Consider the following 22,663-nt stretch of genomic DNA (forward strand, 5'->3'; position numbering starts at 1 on the left):
AGACACTGCAGGGCATGTGAGGAGAAGCAGAGATGGCAAAACGCAAGCGATTGACCCCGGCCCAACCGAGCTATTTGGACGCGGTGCCCGAGGTGAAATCTGCACCATTAGGGGCCAGTGCGGCCCCTATCGCACAGGTCGCCGGAGAAGCGTCAACCGTGGCCGCGCTTGAAGAAGTTACCCAGGTCTTGCAAAGCGCTCGAAAGGAAGGGCGCATGATTGAGCTATTGCCTTTGGAGGCTATAGATGAGCGTCATCTGGTGCGTGACCGTCTGGAGCAAAACGAAGAAGAAATGGCTTCATTGGTCGACAGCTTGCGCGCCAGGGGGCAGCAAATGCCCATAGAGGTTGTCGTTTTGCCAGATGCAAAAAAGGGGGGGGCACTTACCTATGGCTTGATTTCAGGCTGGCGCCGTCTAACGGCGCTACGCATGCTTTATCAGGAAACTTCGGATTCTAAGTTTGCATATGTAAAGGCGATAGTGATCACTCCAGACACCGCCCAGGATGCTTACGTGGCGATGGTTGAGGAAAACGAGATTCGGGTGAACCTAAGCCACTACGAGCGCGCACGGATTGCAGTGCGGGCAATAAAAGAGGGCGTTTATTCCACACAAAGATCTGCGCTGCAAGGATTATTCGGTAATGCGACCCGATCTAAGCGGTCCAAGATTGGTTCCTTTATCACATTGGTGGAAGCCTTTGATACGTCATTATATTTTCCTTCCGCTATCAGCGAAAAACTTGGGCTGGCGCTGGTTCGCGAAATGACTCACGATCCGGGGTTTGTCAAAGCGTTGAAAACAAAGCTTAATGATAATCCTCGGGACAGTGCTGAGGCTGAAATCCAACTCTTGTTATCTGGACTCGCTGAGCGGCAGGCACCATCTATATCTCCCAAGCCGCCTTCTTACTCTCGGATGCGCCAGGCTAGGTCGACGTCCGAGCGAAGCGAGCAGATAATAACTCATACAGAAAATGGCATCGAAATGCGTTTCACACCGGATCAGGGGCATTTAGAATTGGTGGGTGATGCAATTTCTGATCGGTTTGTTGAGGCGTTAAAGGATTGGTTGCGAAGTCATTGACGGTGCTCTGGATGTTTCGCGCGCGAAACATATTTTGGTGTACATGCTGACCGTCCTACGCGTGCCCCTCTTCCCAAGAAATGTACTGAATCCAGTCTGTCGTCGTTCAGTCTAGGCTCTGGACCTATTGATTTGGTTGCCGTCGTCTCGGCTGAATGATTCAAGCCCGTGAGTTTCAGGGGTATATCATAGGCAACCTATTCTGGCTGACCGACGAGCAGATGGCGGGGCTTCAGCCTTAGTTTCCAAAGAGATATGGCAAACCGGGAGTTGATGATCGTCGCGTAATGAGCGGGATTATTTCCACCAACTGCAATGGGTTACGTTGATCCGATGCGCTGCGTGAATATAGGCCGCCAAAGACGCTGTACAATCGCTGGAAACGATGGAGCGATATGGATGTATTCGCTCGGATCATGAACGGGCTGGCTACTGGGAGATCGTGGCTATGACGCAGACGGGTTCCGCGAAGCCCTCAATGACAGGAGAATTGGACCCTGCATCCCAGATCGAAAATCTCGCGACAAGCCTGTCTGATGCGATAAGCGGCGCTGCAAACGCAGAAACCGCATCGAGATCATGTGCGGACGACAGAAGGATTGGCGGCGCGTCGCCACCCGATATGATCCATGCCCAAAGGTATTACTCCCGGCTATAGCCCTCGCTGCTACAGTCCTATTTTCGGCTGGAACCTAGGGCCAGAATCTATCTTTGGGAATTCTAATACAAATGCGTTCCGGTCTATTTTATATGTTTACCTTCCCCAATCACCTTCGACATGCAGAGATTTTGGTGTCACCAGTACCTGAAGCATTTTGCGCGCGCGATAGAGGCGAATTCTACTTAGGCATATAAAGGCTAGCGCCCTTTCCTGCACACCTTCCACACGCTTTGAAGATAAGACTGTTCCTAATTCTCCTGCTGGGGAGCCGGCAATCGCAATAGCCCGCAATAGCCAACGTGTCTTTCCGAGAGGAGCCTTGGAGTAATCTAAATAGTCGTGGATAATATGTCGGTCCCATTTGCCGGTCAGTTCTGCGAAAGATCTGCGAGCGGGGTGAAAAACGATCATGTTTTCAATATAAGTTGCTCCATAGCCGAGCTCCTTTGCACGCAATCCCCAATCCCGATCTTCGGCAACCCCCAATCCAGCGAAGAGCCCAACTTTTTTAAAGACCTCAGAGCGCATAGCTAGATTGCCAGTGCCAGAAAATCCTTCAGCAATATGCTCGTTATTCCGATAGGAATAGATGCTTTCATAAGGTTCCAAAAAAGTAGGATACCCAGGTGTTGCGTATTTCACCTGAACATCGCCGCCAATAACTTGAGTAGCTGACGTCTCAAATGCAGTTTCGATGGCAGACAGCCAGTTATGGTCAGCATGACAATCTGCGTCGATAAACGCTAGAATATCTCCCTTTGCATGTTTGGCCCCGAGATTGCGGGCTGGGCCAGGGCCGGGAGTATTTTCTAGGTGGAGTTTCACTCCGGGGAAGTTGCTGCATACGTCTTCCGGAAAATGCTTGGAGGCATTGTCAACGACAAGGATTTCTACATCTGATTTGTAGTTGATTTGCCTATGCAGATTATCCAAGCACACATCCAGATACTGTGGCTGGTTGAAATGTGGGATAATGACAGAAATCAACATTTCTCAAAAGAACTCCTGTAGGAAAGTTTCAAGTGCATAGATTGCCCACAGGGTTTTTGAGTGGTCGGCCTTTCCGGTACGATGCTCGTCAGCCAGAGAAATTATCAGCGACTTATCTAGATAGTCCGAAGCTACACTACCCTGAGAGGAAATCAGATCTGTCAGCTGATGGTTGAGTTCTCCACGGAACCAGGTGTCAACAGGCATCCGAAAACCTATTTTACGGCGTTTAAGTACTGCATCTGGGACCCGAGATTGCATTGCCGTGCGTAGGATGCGTTTCGTTGTGCGCCCTTGGATACGCCAACTCTCTGGCAGAGAAGTAGCAAACTCTGCGAGGCGGATGTCCATAAATGGCGCCCTTCCTTCAATTGACGCGGCCATGGTCATAGAGTCCATTCTTTCCAAGAGATTATCTGGCAACCAAGAGGTTTGATCGAACTGCAGCATACGTCGTAGAGGGGAAGCCCCCGGTGCTGCGGTGAACGGTATTATATCTCTCGTTCTATTACTTTCTGGCCCTCTCCACAGCTTGCGACGCTCCTCGTCTGACATAATGCCGAACCAGCGTATCATTCTATTTTCAAAACAAGGCTCTTTCAGAGCGCGAGCGGCTATGCGCAAACGCTTGGTTCGTAGTGGCGCGATAGAGGTGGTCGAAAGAACGGCCTTAGAAGCAAGCGGCCAAAGAGAAGTGGGTAAGAAGCGGCTCAGCTGTGCTTCGGCAAAGTGTTTCGGGTACCCGCCAAATAACTCATCCGAACCTTCCCCGGATAGCACGACTTTGACATGTTTCGCAGCCTCCAAAGACATCATGTACAGTGGAAAATCAGCGCTGTCGGCCATGGGGGCGCCGCGGTGTCGACTGAGCTCTGGCAATGTCGCTATGATCTGATCGGACTTCAGTACAACAGAAGTGTGGTTTGTTCCTATCAGTCGAGCGGTTTCTGCAGCCGCGGTAAGCTCTGTGTTCTTATCTCCTTCAAATCCAATTGAGAAAGTTCTGATTTCTGGAGTTCCCAGATGTGCGAGTGTGGCCACGATAGACGAAGAATCCAATCCGCTAGATAAGAAGGCTCCGACCGGAACGTCAGAGCGCAACCGCAAGCGGACAGCTTCATCAAAAACGTTCAGAAAATCTTCTACCGGGTTCTCGGGCTCAGCAAACTCACTAACTCCCCTCTCTTCAGGCGGAATCCAATAACGATCTTCTTGTATGCGGCCGCTCCTCCAGGAAAGTAAACTGCCGGGGCGTAGCTTTTGTATACCCCGAAAAAATGTTTTGGGCGCAGAGACATAGCGTTGGCAGAGGTATTCGTAAATTGAATCGACATCTAGGGATGTCTCGAATCGCGGATGCTGTCGGAAGCTGGAAATTTCCGAAGCAAAAAGCAGACCCGCACCATCCGGAGTGGTGAATTTATAGAGAAATAGCGGCTTTTTTCCGAAGGGATCCCGAGCTAGTACTACGGAACGATCAGTCAGGTCATATAAGGCGAATGCAAACATTCCCCGCAACCGCGGCAAACTATCTGCGCCCCAGTGGCGCCAAGCTTCCAGTATGACCTCGGTGTCGGAATTTGTTTGAAAGATTGCTCCCTTTTCGCGGAGTTCAGCTTGCAGCTCAAGGTAGTTATATATTTCACCGTTGAAGATGATGGTGAACCGACCATCATGGCTGGTCATTGGCTGATCCCCGCCTGACAGATCGATAATCGAGAGGCGGCGGTGCCCAAAGGCCGCAACATTTTCGTTTGATAGGTCCAAAAACGAAAATCCTGCTCCGTCTGGGCCGCGATGCGAAATTGTGTCCGCCATTTTTTGAAGGACAATCTTATCAGCTGGCGCGTTAACCCATCCTACAATGCCACACATGCTGAATCCCTCGTAAATACAGGCCTTAAAATTCTTACTAACTATAAGTAAATGAAACTGTTTCATATAGAAAGTAGACAAGCCAAACATCGTCAGAACGTATTGGCGCCGGGGGTATTTCTCAAACACCAATGGCGTAATCACCGAAAATATCGTGTCGCAACACCTCGAAAACCACATCGCTGATCCTACCGACATCAGCCGGCAGTGGTTACGTAATACGAGGCACTACATAGGCACAAAGCGCTCCAAGTTGTCTAAGCTTTTGGATATAAATTCGATCAGCCGTTCATCCGCGTCGGCTTCGGTTTCGTCTGGAGCAATCGGAGTAATGTAGCGGACCAGCGCACCGTCCGTGCGGCCCATCATGATACTGTCCATGACAACGCCCATTTTAACCTGAAAATCATTGGTCTGACGTTTTCCGCGCTGTTCGAACCAATAATATACGAGTTGCTGGTTTGAACCTTTCTGAATAACTGCGCGGATCACATCGAAAGTACCATACCCTTCGACATCTGGATTTATTTCAATAGTGTTAAGGCTGAAGATTTCCCAGCCGTCGGCCGGCAGGCACACTTCCGGGGAATGAATGTAAGATCCTTCAGTTTGCTTATCATAGAACGCTACGAACATGTTGACGTAATCTGGTTCTCCAGATCGAGTGTATAGCACATTTAGGTATTCGGTCGCATCCAGGGATTTCTCAACTTCGGGCTCCAATCGAACGCTCGACCCGGACCAGTCATCAAACTGCTGTGGGAAAAGGGCAAACGGTTCACGATCAATCTGTCGGATGTCAGAGGTGGGCTGCAAGGCCCAGGCTGCTGAAACAGTCACTGTCAAAAGCGTTGCAACTGCCAATGCACGTGAGGGGCGGATCGAAAGAATTTCAGCCAGGATCGGGACAAAACCATGTGTGTCTAAGTCTATTGCTTCGGCAAGTGGTTTTGGATTTGGAGAGAGGCGCTGCAATGCAATTGCCATGGTAAATAGAATTGCTATGCAGATAAGAAAAATCACCCAGCCTTCAAAAAAGTGTAAGAAGCCTTCTGCAGCCGCGATACCATAACTGTCCACAAGAATTCCGATAATTCCTATCCTGACCGAGTTCATTAATATGGTCAGAGGGACAGCCGACAAAAGTAAGACTAACTTATGCCAAAGGGGGCCACGATAGAGCAGCGCGAACAGATAGGAAAAACTGAGGATTGGAAACAAATAACGTAACCCAGAACAGGCCTCAGCAACTTGTAGCTTGTAGACTCCCAGATCAATTATGTTCCCCTCCAGAAAGACGGTTACACCTGCTAAATCGACCAGCCAGACACCTATTACGGAGGATACCCACTGAAGAAAAATTGTTAATTTCCAATACAGAAACTGTGGTAAAGGCAGCATGAACACTAGATGCACCACGGGCAATTGATGATGCCATCCGCGTTTCCAGCCAAAGATGCTCAACACCACCCCTCCGATCCAGATGATCATTGCATAGGTTACGATGTCGGGAATGCGGGTTAGATTTCCGAAGACCGCCAACATTAAAGCGGCAAACACGATGATTATTCCAGGCCAGCGATCCGTCACATGCGGGTCGGGTGGTGGCAGTTGACGCATTTCTCGGAGGAAAAGATACAACGAGATGACCGGGATCAGGGGGCCGTGGCTATACTCTGGTGTCGACCAAGCCTGAACCAGTGAGACAAGGCCGATCCAAAAAATCGGCACAGACCCCACCATAAGCAATAAGAACCAGGCCAACCCCGCTGGGTTTATCGTGGGTAGGCCATATGAGTATGAGTCAAAATCGCGTGCGTTAGGCATATAAACTAGCCGTTTTCAAACCAATACTAAAGCCACTAGGAAACGAGGATACTCCGGCTCTGCTGGAGAGCATCATAGGTTCGAGCCGCTGGGAAAGCGAGTCTTCTCGTTGTCAACGGGTTGTGAAGGTCCGCGAAAGTGTGAAGAAAACCTCGTTCGACTGTGTGCGAGGATCGCTTTCGGATTCGTAGTCTATATATTCATAGCCAACTGAAAGATCCCAATCTTCGGTAATCTCACGTACATATGCAGTGCGGAATGTTCCGATCTGGTTGTTTTCCGCGCTGCCAATTCCAATTGAGGAAACGCTGGCATAGTCAAGATTGAAGGTCATGAGGGAAAGCGGATTGATGGCGACTTCGTAGCCCAGAAAGGCGCGGGTGCGACGGGTTTCCTCGCTACGGTCATTGGTACGATAACTGCGATCAAATCCAACGGTTAATCTGGTACGCGACCGTTCGTGAACATATAGGACGCTGCCGATTGGGTTGGTATCGCCCAGCGGTCCACGTGTAAATCCCAGGCTTGTCTCAAGCTCACCTAGTGGCAATTCAAGATCGCGCGCGAACAGGATTGTGTTGCGGCGTCCATTGATACTTAGATTCGACCCAAACTCGACCCCGGCGCTGCCATTGGGCAGTTCGCGAAGCAGCCCTAGACTTCCGACCACTCCGCTTTCACGTATGTCCGGCCCGAACTCTAAGGTTTCATCAATGTCGGTGTAACCAATCGTAGCCTCAAGCGCAGTCGTTGGATCAATATCATATGTCAGCGAAAAGTCGGTGAACCTGCTGGTGCGATCTGTGCCTTCTGTATCCTCTGCTTCATAGTCCTCTTGTGCAAAGATTAGCCGACCTTCCAGTACCGGCGAAAACCTAAAGCGTCCAAACACCTCATTAAAAGTAGTCTCGCGGTCAAAAAGATCAGGATCAGTCGTGTCGTCATAATCGATGCGTGAATAATTTGAAGATAGGCCAACACCAAAAGGATCGTTCACCCCTGTTTCAAATTCCAATCCTGCGCGGGTTGCTTTCCGGGTCCCATCGTCCCGAATGAGTTCATCATCCGTATTATCGAAATCTTCGTCAATGCGTCTCAGAGGGTCTTCAAAGTTCAGGTCAATCTCACTGTAATCCAAATTTAAATCAAGCAGACTGTTGGCTCCGAAACGACCATAGTTGAATGCTGCAGAAGGTGCGTCGAATTCGAATCCACTGGCTTGTTGGGGGGTATCAGAAAATCGAAAAATGCCGCTGAGGCCAAGTGACAGCCGATCCAGAGTTGTTTCTTTCAGCAGATCATAGGTTACGGTATTGTCCCACAGTGTAGTGGTTCCCGGTGACGGCTCGTCCAGTCCGAAGTTGTCGTTAGCCCGCAGAGACGAAGAAATGCCGAAGCTTTGGGTTATCCCGCTTGCTTCAGTCTCTTGAGGCGTCGCGGGTTGGGCTGCAGTAACGATGCAGAGCGCCAAGAAAATACCGGTCGCCCTTTTGCTGCTCATCCTCATTCGGATATCTTCCGTTTATTCTATTTATATATTCACTAACGCTGTTGCTGTGTGAAATCATTCAAGAAGCGTGCGGTAACAGCGCCTGTCTTTCCGGGCGTAACGTTAAAGCCACAATAACCGTAGAGACGTTATATTGTTGATTGGCGCTTAGGAGGAATTGCGTGTGCAGAGCTCTATCCAGAAGGATGGGCGGAATCTCAAGAAAATTGCTACTATTTTGAATAATATCGCTTCAGAGTGCCTACAGGTCCAAATAGATATCAAGTGAATTTCAAAGAAGCACCTCTATGAGGCGTTTGAGCTGTGAGGAGTTAGATGAAAATAGAAGACACGCATTTGTCAGGCGTGCGTATTCTTTGTCCTAGCCGTTTCGGGGACACGCGAGGTTTCTTTAGTGAAAGTTGGAACCGCAAGGTCTTATCCGAACATGGGGTTGACCTGGAATTCGTGCAAGACAATCTTTCGCTCTCTGTCACTTCGGGGACGGTCCGCGGCCTGCATTTTCAGGCACCACCTCACGCACAAGACAAGCTGGTGCGCTGCGGACGTGGGCGTTTGTTTGATGTCGTCGTCGATATCCGCAAGGGATCACCTACTTTCGGGCAATGGTTTGGAGTTGAATTGTCGGCTGAGAATGGGCGCCAACTTTTAGTACCAAAAGGTTTCCTGCACGGGTTCGTCACGCGCGAACCCAACACCGAAATCTGCTACAAGTGTACCGACTATTATGCGCCTGATTGCGATGGCGCTGTACGGTGGGACAGTTGTGGCATCGATTGGGGGCTGACAGGCGATCCGGTCCTGTCTAAAAAAGACGCTGCCGCTCCGGCGCTGGCCAACTTCGACAGTCCTTTTGTATGGGAGGGCGCGGCGTGAAAATCCTTGTGACCGGCGGGGCCGGGTTCATCGGATCGGCTGTGGTCCGGCAGGCCATTGCCGCAGGGCATCAGGTGATCAATCTGGACGCGCTGACCTATGCAGCCTGTCTCGACAATGTGGCGAGCGTGGGCAATTCGCCCGATTATGCCTTTGTAGAGGCTGATATTCGTGACCGTGCGGCGATTGATAGGGTCTTTGCGGACCATAGCCCGGACGCCGTGATGCACCTGGCGGCGGAATCCCATGTGGACCGTTCGATCGACGGGCCCGGAACCTTTATCGAGACCAATATCACCGGCACCTATACATTGCTCGAAGCCGCGCGCGCCTACTGGCAGGCGCAGAACCGGCCCGACGGCTTCCGCTTTCACCACATCTCGACCGACGAGGTGTTCGGCTCGCTTGGCGAAAGCGGTGCGTTCACTGAAGAAACGCCTTACGATCCGCGCTCGCCCTATTCGGCCTCGAAAGCGGCCAGCGACCATCTGGTCCGCGCCTGGCACGAGACCTATGGGTTGCCGGTGGTGCTGTCCAATTGCTCGAACAATTACGGGCCGTTTCATTTCCCCGAGAAACTCATCCCTGTGGTGATCCTGAACGCCTTGGCGGGCAAACCGATCCCGGTCTACGGCAAGGGTGAGAATGTGCGCGACTGGCTGTATGTCGAGGACCACGCCGACGCGCTGCTGACCGTACTGCAGAAGGGCAGGGTAGGGCAGTCCTACAATATCGGTGGTGAGAACGAAGCCTGCAACATCGATCTGGTCCGCATGATCTGTGCTATTCTTGACAAAAAATGTCCGCGAAACAGACCCTATTCCGAGCAAATTAGCTTTGTTTCCGATCGCCCGGGTCACGATCTGCGCTATGCCATCGACCCGACCCGTATCCGTGATGAGCTGGGCTGGCGCCCCTCGGTCACGTTGGAGGAAGGGTTGGAAAAGACGGTGCAGTGGTATCTGGACAATGAAAGCTGGTGGCGGGCCCTGCAAGATCGGCAGGGCGTGGGTGAACGGCTGGGGGTAAAGGCGTGATCCTTGTCTTCGGCCGGACCGGTCAGGTGGCACGGGAACTGGCGGCATATGGGGATGTAGTCTGTCTGGACCGGGCCGGGGCTGAACTGTCGGACCCTGAAGCATGCGCCCAGGCCATCTGCGAACGAAACCCAAAGGCGGTGATCAATGCCGCCGCCTATACCGCCGTGGACCGCGCCGAGGACGAGGAGGCACTGGCCACGGTCATCAATGGCGATGCGCCGGGCGCAATGGCGCAGGCCTGTGCCGATCTGGGGGTGCCCCTAGTTCAGATTTCAACTGATTACGTGTTCGATGGTGGTGGAGATACGCCTTGGACACCGAAAAGCGCCACCGACCCGCTTGGGGCGTATGGGCGGTCGAAGCTGAAAGGCGAACAGGCAGTGAGCGGGGCAGGGGGGTGTTATGCGATCCTGCGGACCTCCTGGGTGGTCTCGGCGCAAGGTGCGAATTTCGTCAAGACTATGCTTAGGCTGGGCAAGGAACGTGACCGGCTGACCATCGTTGCCGATCAGATAGGCGGGCCAACCCCGGCGCGCGCCATTGCGGCGGCCTGCATGGAGATTGCCGGGCAGCTTGCCGCTGATCCGGGCAAAACCGGAGCTTACCATTTCGCAGGCGCTCCAGATGTCAGCTGGGCCGGGTTCGCGCGTGAAATCTTTGCGCAGTCGGGCATCACCTGTGACGTCGCGGATATTCCCAGTTCGGATTATCCGACCCCGGCCAGACGACCGCTGAATTCACGGCTGGATTGCACAACATTAGAGACTGTTTTCAGCATTTCCCGCCCCGACTGGCGGCAGGGTTTGAAAGATATTCTGAAGGATTTGGGAGAGATCTGATGACACAGCGCAAAGGGATCATCCTGGCGGGCGGCAGCGGGACGCGGCTTTATCCGATCACCATGGGTCTGTCGAAGCAATTGCTGCCGATCTATGACAAGCCGATGATTTATTACCCGCTCAGCGTGTTGATGCTGGCCGGTATCCGCGAGATCTGCATCATCACCACACCGCAGGATCAGGAGCAGTTTCAGCGCACGCTGGGGGACGGATCGCAGTGGGGCGTAATGCTCAGCTATCTGGTACAGCCTAGCCCCGACGGGCTGGCGCAGGCCTATATTCTGGCCGAGGCGTTTCTGGCTGGCGTGCCATCGGCGATGATCCTCGGCGATAACATCTTTTTTGGCCACGGGCTGCCAAAACTGATGGCTGCCGCAGACGCCAAATCCTCAGGGGGGACGGTGTTTGGCTATCACGTGGCCGATCCCGAGCGCTATGGCGTGGTGGCCTTCGACGATGCAGGCCGGGCGCGCGAGATCGTTGAAAAGCCGAAGATGCCGCCTTCAAAATATGCGGTGACGGGACTCTACTTCCTGGATGCCACGGCTTCCGAGCGTGCACGGGCAGTGAAGCCTTCGCCACGAGGCGAACTGGAGATTACTGATCTGCTGCAATCTTATCTGGAAGAGGGTGCGCTGCAGGTTGAAACGATGGGGCGTGGATATGCCTGGTTGGATACGGGCACCCATGCCTCGCTGCTGGATGCGGGAAATTTCGTGCGCACCCTGGAGGAACGGCAGGGGTTGCAGACTGGCTGCCCCGAAGAGGTCGCCTTTCAAAAAGGGTGGATCAATTCAAGCGAGTTGGCCCAACAGGCAGAAAAATTTACCAAGAATGGCTATGGGGAATACCTGACCCGGTTGCTAAAATAAGGTAGCGGAGTTTGCCTCTGTGCTTGTTTGCAACATGCGGCAAACCCCGAGAATCAGCGTGTTTATTCGAACAGGCGTCGTTGCGGAACGACGATTACATCACCGGGATTCAGGACGGTGTTGCCCGCGATGCTGGGCTTTTTGCCGGTGCGATGGAAATCGTAATTCATGACCTGATTGTTTCGGCGCAACTGGATGCGTTTGGCTGCGGCAAATCTGGTTAGGCCGCCCGCTTGTGCCAGGGCCTGCAACAGTGTCGTACCCGGTCTCGCGTCGATCAGACCGGGTGCGTTGACTTCTCCCATTACATAAATTTCATCCGTATCTGGATTGGTGACCGCGCCGGAAAACGTGGGTAACGCTCTTGCCGCAACAGCGACATAGACATTGGGGGGAGACTGGAACTGCGAGGAAAGGTTGGAAGTCAGGTCACCGCGGATAGCGGCAACAGATCGACCGCCTGCTCGAACGGCTCCAACGAACGGAAAGTTGAAGGAACCGTCGGGCAACACCAGAACATTCCGGTTGAGGCCGGGATCCTCTAAAACCTCGATTCGCAGTGTGTCGCCGGGGGTCACTTGATACCCGCTCTGTGCTTGCGTGACAGTTGCGGACAGGATCAAGCTGAGAAGGCCGATCAATATTCTTAGCATCTTATGTGTCCTCGAAAACTGAATTTCTTATTGAGCCTAGCGCGGATGATGAGTCCATGTAAGACATCCGTTGCGCGTCGAGTTGGTGTTGTGGTGAAATTGTTCCGCCTTCTGAATCAGTTACCGTCCTGAGTTGGGGTCGGCAAAGCTGCCATCGCATCCTGCACTTGCCGGGCAAGATCGCTGGACATTTGCAACCCGGCGATCTGTTCAAAGGTAGTCAGCGCCTCTGTGTTGCGACCGAGCGCGGCATAGGTTACCCCCAAATGATACAGAACGGTGGCTTCCTCGGGCAGTTGACGGGCCGCGAATTGCAGATGTTTCAAAGCTGCCTCGTAGTCGCCTCGCCTATAGGCGATCCAGCCATATGTATCGTTGAAATGTGGAACCGTACTGTTTTGCAAGCGTCTGGCAATGCGATAGGCTTGGTCCAAGCTTTCCGCATCATCACTATAGCTGGCGAGCAGGCTAGCTAGATTGTTGGCGACAATCTCCGAATTGCTATCTGCCGCATATAGGCTTTTGTAAACTTCTATTGCGCCTTCAATGTCGCCTTCTGTTTCTAACAAGCCGGCTTGCAACCATCTTAAATCCGTACTTTCGGGCAAGGCCTCAATTGCCTGTTCCAAAACTTCGGTCGATTGTTCCGGATTAGTGTTGGACAGCAGTACATAGAGAGCCACCCAAGTGCGCTCGCTATATGGTCTTTCTTTGAGCAGCGCGCGATATAGAGCGACGGCTTGGTCCTGCTCTCCGAGGCCTGCCAAAATTGAGGCTTGAAGGAAACGGAGCATGAAATCCGATGGGGATGCCTCCAATGCGTTTTCCAGATACTCTCGTGCAGAGTTAAGATCTCCGTTGTCTACGTGCGTGCTTACTATTCCAATCTCACTTACATAGTCCCGGCTGTTCTCTCCGTCTGCGATCTCTCCTAGATAACTTAGCAGGGTGTCGTTCTGACCTCGGGCGCTAATTAGGTTGGCAGTCATAACCTGAGCTGGTTGCCGACCCGTCTCACCTAAAGCTTCCAGTGTGTTAATGACGGATTGTGCTCGTTTCCAATCTTCTTGATGAATATGAAAATGTCCAAGTAGAGTCAGCAGTTGAATATTGTTCGGCTGACGTGTTAACGCATCGTTCAACACACTGACTGCGAGGTCGTGCTGTCCTTCACTGGCCAAGAATTCTGCATAACTTTTGGCTTCGTCAGGAGCACTATTCGACGCTTCGACGGCCAGAGACATCATATCTGCCATCAGATTCCGATTGCCGTCGCGTTCGTGCGCCCGAGCTAGCAATGTCATTATTTTTGGGTCTCTGGGGCTGTCGCGTAGCGCTGTGCGCAATATGATGATGGCATCGCCTGCACGGTCCTCTTCAATCAGTTGGCTTGCCTGGATCTTAATGGCTTCGACATGGCCCGGGTCTTCTGTCAGCACCTCTTCCACAAGAGGGTAAGCCTCGACCGGGCTACCCGTTGCAAGCAGCATATGCGTCAGTACGATCTTTGCATCGTTCAAATCCGCCGATGGTTCTGATTGGTTGATAAAGGCTTGCAGATCGGCAATCGCCGCTTCAGGCTTGCCCGCTTCCATCAGTTGGCCTGCGCGTAGTGCTTGGTAAAGCGGCTCCCGAGGCAAATCTTGGGCAAGCATTTTGTCCACTTCTTCTATGGCAGCTTCAGGACCTTGGCTCGACGAAAGAAAGCGTAACAAAGCCATCCGGCTTTTCGTGCCATCTTCTTGTGAGTCGATACGTTTACGTAGAAATTCTTCTACGGCTGCTAAATTACCATGTGACATGTACCAATCGACAAGGCTCTCCTGAATCTCATCATCGGCGGGAAATTGGCGCACCATTTCCTCAAGAGTCCAACCAATTTCATCAGTTCTATTAAGCCTATCTAGAACACCTAGACGTAAATTATAAAAACCTCTCGTGTCAGGGGATACGGTGATGGCTGCGTCCAGCGCATTCAACGCGGCAGACCAGTCCTTTCCCCTAATTCTTTCATTTATAACAATGAAATGGGGGATCACTAAGTCAGGGGCTTCGACTGTTAGTGCCAGCCCTTGTTTTGCAGCGGCTAGTATCGCTGCTTTGTCGTCTGCTGCGATGGCATCGCGATAAGCTATGCTGGTTAGCACAGCCCGAACAATTGGGTCTTGTGGAGCTTGCTCAGCGGCCACTTTAATGTGCCGCTCGACCTCGTTCCAATCTTGGTCCAATGTTGCCATCTGCGCCAAAGCGCGCCGACCTTCTAGATTGTTGGGGTATTGCTCCACCAAGCGTAGATACTGGCTGTAAGCTTTAGATATGTCGCCAGATTCGCGGTGCATTTTTGCATAAGCAAGCCGTGCCTCTTTATGTTTATCATTTAGCTTGAATACATTGCGGAATTCTACAGTAGCCCTGGCGAGATCGCCGTTTTCCAGATACTCCAGAGCAGCTTGATAATGCTTTTCTGCCCGCTCTTCAGCTGAATCACAGGCAGTTAAAAGAAAAAGGGCCGCCCCTAAAGAAGCGCCCCTGACAATCTGTTGTATCATGCTCGCTTTCCTGTTGCCCCTGAGCTACGGTGCAGTTTCATTGAAAGTCAGTCAAGAAGGATTGATTGGCCTCAATGCCCGGTACATCGCACAACAACACCTACTGTGCGTATCAGGATGGAAAGATCTTTCGCGAGAGACATTTCCGCCAAATAGCGCGCGTCATATTTTGCCCGCGCCGCAAAACTAGTCATGTTGCGGTCAGAGACTTGCCATGGTCCTGTAATCCCCGGATCCAGACGGAAATAGGCCTGACCTGGATAGAGTGATTTCTGATCGAGCATCATCGGGCGCGGTCCGACAATGGACATGTCGCCCTTAAGTACATTCCAGAGCTGGGGCAATTCATCCAGGGAGGTTTGGCGCAGAAGCTTTCCAAACGGTGTAATACGAGGATCACATTTTAGTTTTTGATCTCTTTCCCATTCTACGCGCGCCTCGGGATTCTCGGCTAAATACTTTCCAAGCCTTCTGTCGGCATCTGCAACCATGGTTCTAATCTTGAACATGCGGAACGTCTTTCCGCCGCGGCCAACACGCTCCTGTATATAGAATGGATTACCTCCGTCGCGCATCACCAATAGAGCCATGACGGCAATCAGAAACAGTGAAAACGGTGCTGTGAGGATAACAAAAAGAAAATCGAAAACACGCTTACCCGCGAGGGAATAAAAAGTCTCTTGCGATGCTACTGGATAGTTCGGTGTGTTCTGATCAACTCTATCCACACCCTTAACGTAAAACGTCATAATCAACACACTCCGGCAATAACACGACCACAAAATTGTGATCTGCCTACTCATTACACCTCGGGCCACATAACACTCTTTCGAGTGGCCGCAGAACTACACTGCTTCTGTTTCAGAATGCAGCCATCGTTTCTTAACTATAGCAAATTTTTATCTGATTCTCGCCATATTTCAATCGAAATTTCTAGTTTTTTGGGGCGTCTTCAGAGAAGTTATTCAAGTTATGTAAGTAGTTACATCGAATATGCGGTGCGTTTATGTTCGTGTCCCCCCTACTTTGCACAACAATCAGGCTGAATTCGTCTTTATTGTTGTTTCTGATAGAGACTTCAGAGCTTGCCACCTAGCGCACGACGGAAAATGCCCAACATGTTCTTTAAGTTTGGCCAAACACCCGCGCTGGCGGCGTTGTATGCGAGATTGAACCCTGCGAAACGTGGCCAAGGCCGTCTTAAGATACGAAGAGCGAGAATACGGCTAAATGCATAGCGTCGCTTTTGTGTTTGACCTGGTTGGATGCGCTCAAGTGCGGAGATGTCAAATTCGGAGAGCGTGATGCGTTTTTTGTATGCAGCCTCTCTTATTAGTGCCTCTCCTTTCTCTGTTCGGCTGATTATCAGGCTGATGCCATCTCGCTCTTCAAACAGAGGATACCCTTTGTCGTCTGTCTCCCAAGCGTCGGCACAAACAATGTCAGCAAGACCTCCAGTGCCGTCTGGGCACAGTTTGCATCTGAGTTGAATGTGTTTGGACAATATTCCGCCCCAGCTATTTGCATAACTCATTTGCTTTTGGCTGCCATCACGGCACGTCGCTGTGGCAAAACCGGGCCATCCATTGCCTCGATAACGGAAGGAAGCGACATTCTCCTCTTCGACTTCCAAAGCAGATAGAATTCCCCGGGCACCGGAAAGGCTTGGCACACCTGCGCAAAAGAATGACAGCATATATGGAAAACACTCCGTTATTCTCGGATCTATATTTTCCATCGATCGAAGTGCTGCAACATCGCAAGGCTTCCCAACAAATGCGTACCTGCCGCCGCTTTCAATACATTCCTGGATTTTTTCCAACGGTGCTGAAGGCGCATACCTCGATCCTGCGGCTTTAGATATCGCGACTGCATCTGCATTTAGAGCAGTTCTGTTGCCAATAGGTAATTTAGAATCCTCTGTAGTTTGCAAAACAGAATCTATAGCTCCGGTTTCTACGAGGTGAACCAAAAGAGCTGACAGTCCCCCTCCGGACGAGGCTTGATGACGCAAATAGGCGTCATTTGCATAACCCTGGTACACTCCGGTCGTTGGACCCCATAGTTTGTGGTGGGTGCTTGGATGAAGGGCTTGGTTGTAGCCCAAGCCTGGGCAAACCGCGGCGACGGCTTCTTCCTGCTTGTTAGTAAGTGGTTCTTTTTGAACGGGGCGAAGGAAACCGTCTGGAGAAAGTGACATTTCTAATGCCCCTGGAGCCAATGCAACGCAAGCGCCACATCCTGCACAGAGCTTCCCTCTATCTATTATATCGAGTGTAGGGGATGTCACGTGTCCGTTTTTTGAAGGCATTAACGCAAACCACGAAGGCAATCAGTAACAGCGAGTTCGTAGGTTTTGAGGCGCTCTAAACCCTGCTTAAGAGAGGTTTCTGTTTGTTGGCGCAGTGCCTCTCTATTTTCGAGGGCATCTCGAAATTTGGTAACAATTTCTTCAGTGCTGTCTTCTGTGCAATCCGCAATGGTATCATACCCCATGGACGAGAACAGGCCTGCAAATTTTCGACTGTAGGCCATGGGGAAAACCGGGACACCAGAAGAGAATGCTGCGATGCACGCATGCATGCGGGCACCGGCAAAGAAGTCCATTCCAGAAATGTAAGATTTGGCATCGCTTGGATTTGTAAATTTTGGCGCTAGCGTGATGTTCGGGAATTCAGTCGAAAGCACTTGATTGACCCTGAAATCGTCTTCCACTTCTGAATCATTCGATATGACATGCGGAACCAGATGTACATCGTACATCGGGTTTTCTGATAACCATCGTATCAGAGCGCGTATGCTATTGGCATAGGAGCTGTGCAGGCCAAACATATTTTTCCGAGAATAGCCGCCATTGAAAAGCAATCCGGAAACATTGAGGCCAATTTTTATTTTTTGGTTGGCATTGTTATCTAATTTTTCTGAATTATTGGAATTGAATGGCAGCCGAAGAGCGACATCGCTTGCCTCGATAATTTTTTTTTCAAAACCGATATTCTTTAAGAATTGAGTGGATAGGTCATCTCGGCTGGATACAATGTCTGCTCCTTTTATTGCCATGAGAGAGAGTTTCTTAATCCACTCTTTCTGAAAAGGGCCAATCGTTTGTGGGCTCAATATAAGCGGTCGCTTTGCTAGTAGAGTTAGGAACTTAGACGCAATAATCGTTCCAAAGCGTTTCGGTCCATAAATATCGGTAAAACTGTCACCAGCACCAATATCTAAAACGACGTCGCAAGTGCGCAGATGGCTGTACAAACCACCAACGGGCTTAATGAAGTCTTTTAGTCGCAGCCCCACAATCTCGACATTGTCCATCTTCAGGTAGTTGGGGTTTGGATCTGACCAGCCCAAGATTAAAAATTTTGGTGTGATTCCTGCGTTCTTGGCAGCCTCTTCGACGATGGCGATATTAGCTAGAGTCAGTGCTCCGACCCCTAGATTGCTGGAATTCATTGAGTGCCAAACAAGGGCAATGCGGACCGTTCGGTGTGAATGCATCATACTAATACCATTTTTTACGCGTTAATCCGCCGGTCGATATATAGCGAAGGGAATATGGTTTGCCCAGACTTAGAGGTGGCCGTGCCTTTGTTGTCCAGTCGGCAAAAATCTTCTTGCTACACTATAAACTTGGCAGGTCCTTGCTCAGAATAGCGCCTTCTGGGTGCCTACAAGTTGCCGTATTTGGATCCAATTGTTATGCGATCCCAAGTTTGTTGCCGAATGAGCGGCAATGAGAAAGGCACTGCAGCAAGGCGGGATAAGAAGTGTTCATAAATTTCTGCAGGTAAAAAGTTTTCCATGTGTTGGGGATGCACATGGAAGTCAGTTTTTCTCCCACACGAGGATAAGCGGGTAAATGACCAAGTGTCAGACGCCGCTTTATTGAGGTTGGACAGGCCAAGGTGCGCTCATGGGGATGCGTGATGGCTAATGAAGAGAGCAAGATACGCTATGAATGAGATCTATGTTTCAAGTGCATCTGAATTGATGACGGCGCTATCGTCGGCCAAAGGCGGTGATGTTGTACTTCTTGAGTCGGGTAATTACGGATCTATTGATTTGAGCAATGTGAAGTTCAACGATTATGTCACATTGCGCTCAGCTGATCCTGACAATAAAGCCGTACTGCAGACTATCGACTTCAACAATTCGAGTCATATCCGCATTGATGGTTTAGTTGTTGATAAAGGACCTCAATCAAGCGGGCGACTGGTTGATATCTATAACAGTGATAACATTGAAGTCGTCAACTCTGAAATTGTCGGAGATGGGCCGACTAGTGGCACTTACGGTATATATACTAAGGAATCGAGTGATATTACCGTAACCAATAACTATGTGCATGATCTGGATGTAGGTATTTCGACATTTTCTACTAAGAATGTGACGGTAAATGAAAATTACGTCGATTATGTGCACTCAGACTATTATAAGTTTGGGGGCGTCCAGGGCGCTCTGTTTGAAAACAATACTGGCGGCGGCCATACCTATCCAAATTCCGACACTCATTCAGATTTTCTCCAGTTCCAGGGCTCGGCATCTGATGTTGTAATTCGAGGAAATCTGTTCCTTGCACAGACAACAGAGCGGCCGCAAGGAATCTTTTTGGCAGACTCAACCTACAACAACATTCTGATTGAACAGAATATTATTTATTCTGGGAAAATAAATGCGATTGTGATTTCCGATGGCAGCGGGATTGTTGTTCGAGATAACACGTTGCTGTCCACACCATTCAAAGGTCATAAAGCTGCGGCAATTATCGTTCCCGATGGCGCAACGGTTCAGAACAATATTACCACAAGCTACAATGGCGGCTTCTCGGGATCGAACGTAGTCGCACAATACGATGATCCGAGCGATGTAAACTACTACAATGATCTGTTTGTGAATGCGGATAAGGGGCTTGGTGTAACGCTTGAGGACCTTAGACCGATCCCAGGTAGTGTAGCAGAGACCACTGGGGCCTATGACCGGTTGATGGAGTTGCTTGATGGTACGCCTTATGTACCGGAGCCTAGCGATCCAACTCCGGTTGATCCGACCCCGGCAGTTCCAGATGCTAACAAGGGTGATGGAGTAGACGAAGGCACAAACGACAACGCAGAAGACAGTTTCGACCAAGGCCAGATCGAGTTTGATCAGATCGAGGGTGCAGCTTTCAGCATGGTGGGAACCAAGGGCTTCAGCAACACAGCTGATGTTGTCGAAGTGGCCCATAGCAGTGATTTGGCCCTTGATGCGGGCACTGTTGCGCTCAGCTTCAACGCAGACACCGTTTCCGGCACAATGGGTCTGGTGTCCAAAGATGCAAGCTACTACGGCGGTGGCGGCAATCACCTGGTCGCTTATATCCAAAATGGGACTCTAATCGTACGTTTTCAGGATGGTTCTGGAGATGAGATCGCGCGTATTGGTGGGATCAAAGCGAATACAGACTATGATCTTCAGATCTCATTTGGGAACGGTGAAGTTGGTGTCTGGTTGGATGGTGAACAAGTCCACTCAGCCGATTTCGAAATGTCATGGGAAAGCAATGTCGAGCATTTCCAGATCGGAGCATTGGGGTGGGCAAGCCAATCTGGCCAAGCCGGCTTCCGCAACGCCTTCGACGGGGAAATTTCTGACGTCGTCGTCGTGGAGGGTGTGTGGGAACCTGATCAGATACAAGATTTGATCCAAAATGCTCAGCCGCTACCAGACGAAAACCCGGTTCCACAACCGGACGCTCCGAGTGAACCCGAAACACCGGTTACCGAACCGGAAACACCGGTTACCGAACCGGAAACACCGGTTGCTGAGGGTGACGCAAATACTGTTTTTGAAACGGCAGAAGTCGAATTCAATGGTAAGAAAAGTAGTATCGTTAACTTGGAGCACGATTCAGATCTCGAGTTGGAGGAAGGCACAATTGCATTTATCTTCAACGCAGATGACCTGAAAGGTACTCAGGGTCTGTTGTCCAAAGACGCTAAATATTACGCCGGCGGCGGCAATCACCTGTCAGTTATGCTTAAAGGGGACGATCTGGTTCTGCGTTTCCAAGATGAAGACAGTGATGCTTATTTAACCTTCGAAGACCTGCAAGCCAATGAGGACTATGAAGTTCAGACTTGGTTCGGAGACGGCAAAATAGGCTTGGCTGTGAACGGAGAGCTAGTGGCTACTAAGGACTTTGACTTTGACCTGTCCGGCAACCAGCAGAATCTGCAGCTTGGTGGTCTTGGATGGGCCAGTTCCAATGGTGGGGACGCAGTGACCCAAGCCTTTAATGGCACAATGACCGAAGTTGCTATTTATGATGAGGTCCTGCCCATCGTTGATAGCGGTGACATGATCCTTTGAGGATAGGTCATAGAGTAGAACCAAAAGCCGCCGGGGTTTCCCGGCGGCTTTTTGGCAGGGAAAGGCATTAAAAAACAGATCGTTATAGTGGGGTTAGACTATTATTAGGCTCGCAGCTTACGAAAGATACATAGTATTGCCATAGGAAGAGCAATTACAAAGAAGCTGGAAATACCCGCAAGGAAATAGACAAGTATTGCAGACAACAGTCCGAAGCCAGAGAGCAACATCAGAAGCGCTGCGACACTACCCGTCAGAGCGGCTAGTACGAGAACTCCCATATCACATCTCCTCATTGGACTTAAGTTTGTCGGCTTAACACCTTAAAGTAGAGTAACTCTACTAAAAATCTAATAAGAAAATGTGTCAAAAAATGTCAAACTGAGAGTTTCAATACCTCACCACAATAAATAAAAGGGCCGCTTCAAAAGCGACCCTTCGTAATTATCGTACATCTCTATATGGGCTTTATGCCATCTGACGCCGTCTGCGTACTAAGGCCAACCCGCCCAAAGCACCTATCAACATTAAGCCCGCAGCAGGAAGGGGCACAGGCGAAGCAGTGACCAAGTTCTGGCGGCGGTCCCGATATCTATTTTCGTTTTGAAGGTAGCTAAGGTCCCACTTCTGGTCACCGCCATAATTGCTGGCTGCTGTTAAGTACTGATTTGCCAGGGAAACAACATCTGCATTATTTGATGCTTGGAATGAGCCTGTACCAACATCATAGTCATCATCATAAACTGCATTCCAGAGCGCAACTTGAAATGCAGCAGACGTTTTGGAGTCACCTGTTGCCAAAGCTTCACTATAATTTGCGTCAAAGATTGCTTGGATTCTGCTCAGCGCACCGCTTGCCAAGGCTATTCCTCTTGTGAACGGATTGCTCGTTATAGAATAATAGTTATCGCTTCCACGTGGAGACCGGGCGGCCAAATCCAGACAAAATGCAACAAAATTCCCAAACACGCTGTTTGGGGTCGTCGTATCAGTCAAACTAAAAGCCCCTGATGAAACACTGCCGGGCTGAAAACCAGAAACGTTGAGCCGGACGCTCTCATAGCTCCCTGCTGCTGGTCCATTCATTGTGAAAGTGAGGGCAGAGACAGGTCCACCAAGCGTAGCTGCGGCGACCACCGCTGCGACTAAAATTTTCTTAATTTTCATCCTAAGATCACCCCGTACCAACTAGGCAACAAATAACGTTCCGCAAGCAACATAGGGCTCGCTTACGACACACTCATAGATAGTGTATCCGGTTCCTCGTTCTTTCGGAAGAATTTTCTTAATTTTGACATATTTTTACAAATGACTATCAACAGCACGTTTGAAAGATTGGCAGCAACGAGAGTATTTTTATTACGGAGGTTTCCGAAATATAGCATGATTTAAGAGGCTTACCTTGTTGGCGCAACGTATTTAGTAGTGGTATGCCCTCTCGCTATCGATGACACAGCCCTCGAATTTTTGTCGCCAAAATGGAGACAAAAATGCCTCTTACGAGACATTGTGCCAAGAGACTTTTTTGCTGT

17 protein-coding genes and 1 pseudogene are annotated in these 22,663 nt (G+C 50.4%); 7 read left to right on the forward strand and 11 right to left on the reverse strand.

Annotation, left to right across the window (positions count from 1 at the left end; genetic code table 11):
- The first annotated feature begins 32 nt into the window (after positions 1–32).
- Positions 33–1,088: a ParB N-terminal domain-containing protein gene (locus ACR0AW_RS20740; protein ID WP_170734200.1), complete on the forward strand. Its 1,056-nt coding sequence runs from the start codon at positions 33–35 to the stop codon at positions 1,086–1,088.
- A gap of 188 nt (positions 1,089–1,276) precedes the next feature.
- A pseudogene (locus tag ACR0AW_RS20745) lies at positions 1,277–1,784 on the forward strand (transposase).
- A 58-nt stretch (positions 1,785–1,842) separates the two neighbouring features.
- On the opposite strand, the gene ACR0AW_RS20750 reads toward ACR0AW_RS20745, so the two are convergent.
- The 4 genes from ACR0AW_RS20750 to ACR0AW_RS20765 all read right to left on the reverse strand — a co-directional run bounded on the left by ACR0AW_RS20750 (position 1,843) and on the right by ACR0AW_RS20765 (position 7,948).
- The gene (locus ACR0AW_RS20750; RefSeq protein WP_480439588.1) at positions 1,843–2,739 is read right to left on the reverse strand and encodes a glycosyltransferase family 2 protein; all 897 of its coding nucleotides are present in this window, start codon (positions 2,737–2,739) and stop codon (positions 1,843–1,845) included.
- A 3-nt stretch (positions 2,740–2,742) separates the two neighbouring features.
- Positions 2,743–4,704 (reverse strand): asparagine synthase (glutamine-hydrolyzing), encoded by a 1,962-nt coding sequence (asnB, locus tag ACR0AW_RS20755; RefSeq protein WP_170734201.1) that lies wholly within the window; start codon positions 4,702–4,704, stop codon positions 2,743–2,745.
- A gap of 138 nt (positions 4,705–4,842) precedes the next feature.
- Positions 4,843–6,345, reverse strand: coding sequence for a VPLPA-CTERM-specific exosortase XrtD (gene xrtD / locus ACR0AW_RS20760; RefSeq protein WP_480444289.1), 1,503 nt, complete (start codon positions 6,343–6,345; stop codon positions 4,843–4,845).
- Between the two features lie 208 nt (positions 6,346–6,553).
- Positions 6,554–7,948 (reverse strand): porin family protein, encoded by a 1,395-nt coding sequence (locus tag ACR0AW_RS20765; protein WP_170734203.1) that lies wholly within the window; start codon positions 7,946–7,948, stop codon positions 6,554–6,556.
- Between the two features lie 318 nt (positions 7,949–8,266).
- On the opposite strand from ACR0AW_RS20765, the gene rfbC reads away from it, so the two are divergent.
- From rfbC to rfbA, 4 genes are read left to right on the forward strand one after another with little or no spacing between them, the layout of a single operon-like run.
- Positions 8,267–8,827, forward strand: a complete 561-nt coding sequence (gene rfbC / locus ACR0AW_RS20770; RefSeq protein ID WP_170734204.1) for a dTDP-4-dehydrorhamnose 3,5-epimerase — start codon at positions 8,267–8,269, stop codon at positions 8,825–8,827.
- The gene (gene rfbB, locus ACR0AW_RS20775) at positions 8,824–9,864 is read left to right on the forward strand and encodes a dTDP-glucose 4,6-dehydratase (RefSeq protein ID WP_170734205.1); all 1,041 of its coding nucleotides are present in this window, start codon (positions 8,824–8,826) and stop codon (positions 9,862–9,864) included. The genes rfbC and rfbB overlap by 4 nt, the downstream gene beginning before the upstream one ends.
- Positions 9,861–10,706, forward strand: a complete 846-nt coding sequence (gene rfbD / locus ACR0AW_RS20780; RefSeq protein WP_170734206.1) for a dTDP-4-dehydrorhamnose reductase — start codon at positions 9,861–9,863, stop codon at positions 10,704–10,706. The genes rfbB and rfbD overlap by 4 nt, the downstream gene beginning before the upstream one ends.
- Entirely contained in the window at positions 10,706–11,578 is an 873-nt protein-coding gene (rfbA, locus tag ACR0AW_RS20785; RefSeq protein ID WP_170734207.1) for a glucose-1-phosphate thymidylyltransferase RfbA, read from the forward strand. Before rfbD ends, rfbA begins: the two co-directional genes overlap by 1 nt.
- Before the next feature lie 62 nt (positions 11,579–11,640).
- On the opposite strand, the gene ACR0AW_RS20790 is transcribed toward rfbA, so the two are convergent.
- The 5 genes from ACR0AW_RS20790 to ACR0AW_RS20810 all read right to left on the reverse strand — a co-directional run bounded on the left by ACR0AW_RS20790 (position 11,641) and on the right by ACR0AW_RS20810 (position 18,236).
- Positions 11,641–12,231, reverse strand: a complete 591-nt coding sequence (locus ACR0AW_RS20790; protein ID WP_170734208.1) for a polysaccharide biosynthesis/export family protein — start codon at positions 12,229–12,231, stop codon at positions 11,641–11,643.
- A gap of 116 nt (positions 12,232–12,347) precedes the next feature.
- Complete coding sequence (locus ACR0AW_RS20795; RefSeq protein ID WP_170734209.1) at positions 12,348–14,780, reverse strand: tetratricopeptide repeat protein; 2,433 nt, start codon at positions 14,778–14,780, stop codon at positions 12,348–12,350.
- Positions 14,781–14,851: 71 nt separating this feature from the next.
- Positions 14,852–15,529 (reverse strand): sugar transferase, encoded by a 678-nt coding sequence (locus ACR0AW_RS20800; protein ID WP_170734210.1) that lies wholly within the window; start codon positions 15,527–15,529, stop codon positions 14,852–14,854.
- 329 nt (positions 15,530–15,858) lie between these two features.
- A complete protein-coding gene (locus ACR0AW_RS20805) occupies positions 15,859–16,980 on the reverse strand; it encodes a Coenzyme F420 hydrogenase/dehydrogenase, beta subunit C-terminal domain (protein WP_170734211.1) in 1,122 nt (373 codons plus the stop codon).
- Between the two features lie 110 nt (positions 16,981–17,090).
- On the reverse strand, positions 17,091–18,236 hold the full coding sequence (locus tag ACR0AW_RS20810; protein ID WP_170734212.1) for a polysaccharide pyruvyl transferase family protein: 1,146 nt from the start codon (positions 18,234–18,236) through the stop codon (positions 17,091–17,093).
- A gap of 501 nt (positions 18,237–18,737) precedes the next feature.
- Between ACR0AW_RS20810 and ACR0AW_RS20815 the strand changes: the two genes are divergently transcribed.
- Positions 18,738–21,131 carry a right-handed parallel beta-helix repeat-containing protein gene (locus tag ACR0AW_RS20815; RefSeq protein WP_170734213.1) on the forward strand — a complete coding sequence of 798 codons (2,394 nt, stop codon included), beginning with the start codon at positions 18,738–18,740 and terminating at the stop codon, positions 21,129–21,131.
- 104 nt (positions 21,132–21,235) lie between these two features.
- Here ACR0AW_RS20815 and ACR0AW_RS20820 read toward each other — a convergent pair whose 3' ends face one another.
- Positions 21,236–21,412, reverse strand: coding sequence for a hypothetical protein (locus tag ACR0AW_RS20820; RefSeq protein ID WP_170734214.1), 177 nt, complete (start codon positions 21,410–21,412; stop codon positions 21,236–21,238).
- 187 nt (positions 21,413–21,599) lie between these two features.
- Positions 21,600–22,298 (reverse strand): VPLPA-CTERM sorting domain-containing protein, encoded by a 699-nt coding sequence (locus ACR0AW_RS20825; RefSeq protein ID WP_480439594.1) that lies wholly within the window; start codon positions 22,296–22,298, stop codon positions 21,600–21,602.
- Positions 22,299–22,663 lie beyond the last annotated feature (365 nt).

Source organism: Ruegeria sp. C5 (genome assembly GCF_056537605.1).

Excerpts from the sequence above, each read along its gene's own strand:
- ACR0AW_RS20740 (WP_170734200.1), top strand. The coding sequence starts at position 33 with ATGGCAAAACGCAAGCGATTGACCCCGGCCCAACCGAGCTATTTGGAC.
- ACR0AW_RS20750 (WP_480439588.1), bottom strand. The coding sequence starts at position 2,739 with ATGTTGATTTCTGTCATTATCCCACATTTCAACCAGCCACAGTATCTG.
- asnB (WP_170734201.1), bottom strand. The coding sequence starts at position 4,704 with ATGTTTGGCTTGTCTACTTTCTATATGAAACAGTTTCATTTACTTATA.
- ACR0AW_RS20765 (WP_170734203.1), bottom strand. The coding sequence starts at position 7,948 with ATGAGGATGAGCAGCAAAAGGGCGACCGGTATTTTCTTGGCGCTCTGC.
- rfbC (WP_170734204.1), top strand. The coding sequence starts at position 8,267 with ATGAAAATAGAAGACACGCATTTGTCAGGCGTGCGTATTCTTTGTCCT.
- rfbA (WP_170734207.1), top strand. The coding sequence starts at position 10,706 with ATGACACAGCGCAAAGGGATCATCCTGGCGGGCGGCAGCGGGACGCGG.
- ACR0AW_RS20790 (WP_170734208.1), bottom strand. The coding sequence starts at position 12,231 with ATGCTAAGAATATTGATCGGCCTTCTCAGCTTGATCCTGTCCGCAACT.
- ACR0AW_RS20795 (WP_170734209.1), bottom strand. The coding sequence starts at position 14,780 with ATGATACAACAGATTGTCAGGGGCGCTTCTTTAGGGGCGGCCCTTTTT.
- ACR0AW_RS20800 (WP_170734210.1), bottom strand. The coding sequence starts at position 15,529 with ATGACGTTTTACGTTAAGGGTGTGGATAGAGTTGATCAGAACACACCG.
- ACR0AW_RS20805 (WP_170734211.1), bottom strand. The coding sequence starts at position 16,980 with ATGTCACTTTCTCCAGACGGTTTCCTTCGCCCCGTTCAAAAAGAACCA.
- ACR0AW_RS20810 (WP_170734212.1), bottom strand. The coding sequence starts at position 18,236 with ATGAATTCCAGCAATCTAGGGGTCGGAGCACTGACTCTAGCTAATATC.
- ACR0AW_RS20815 (WP_170734213.1), top strand. The coding sequence starts at position 18,738 with ATGAATGAGATCTATGTTTCAAGTGCATCTGAATTGATGACGGCGCTA.
- ACR0AW_RS20820 (WP_170734214.1), bottom strand. The coding sequence starts at position 21,412 with ATGGGAGTTCTCGTACTAGCCGCTCTGACGGGTAGTGTCGCAGCGCTT.
- ACR0AW_RS20825 (WP_480439594.1), bottom strand. The coding sequence starts at position 22,298 with ATGAAAATTAAGAAAATTTTAGTCGCAGCGGTGGTCGCCGCAGCTACG.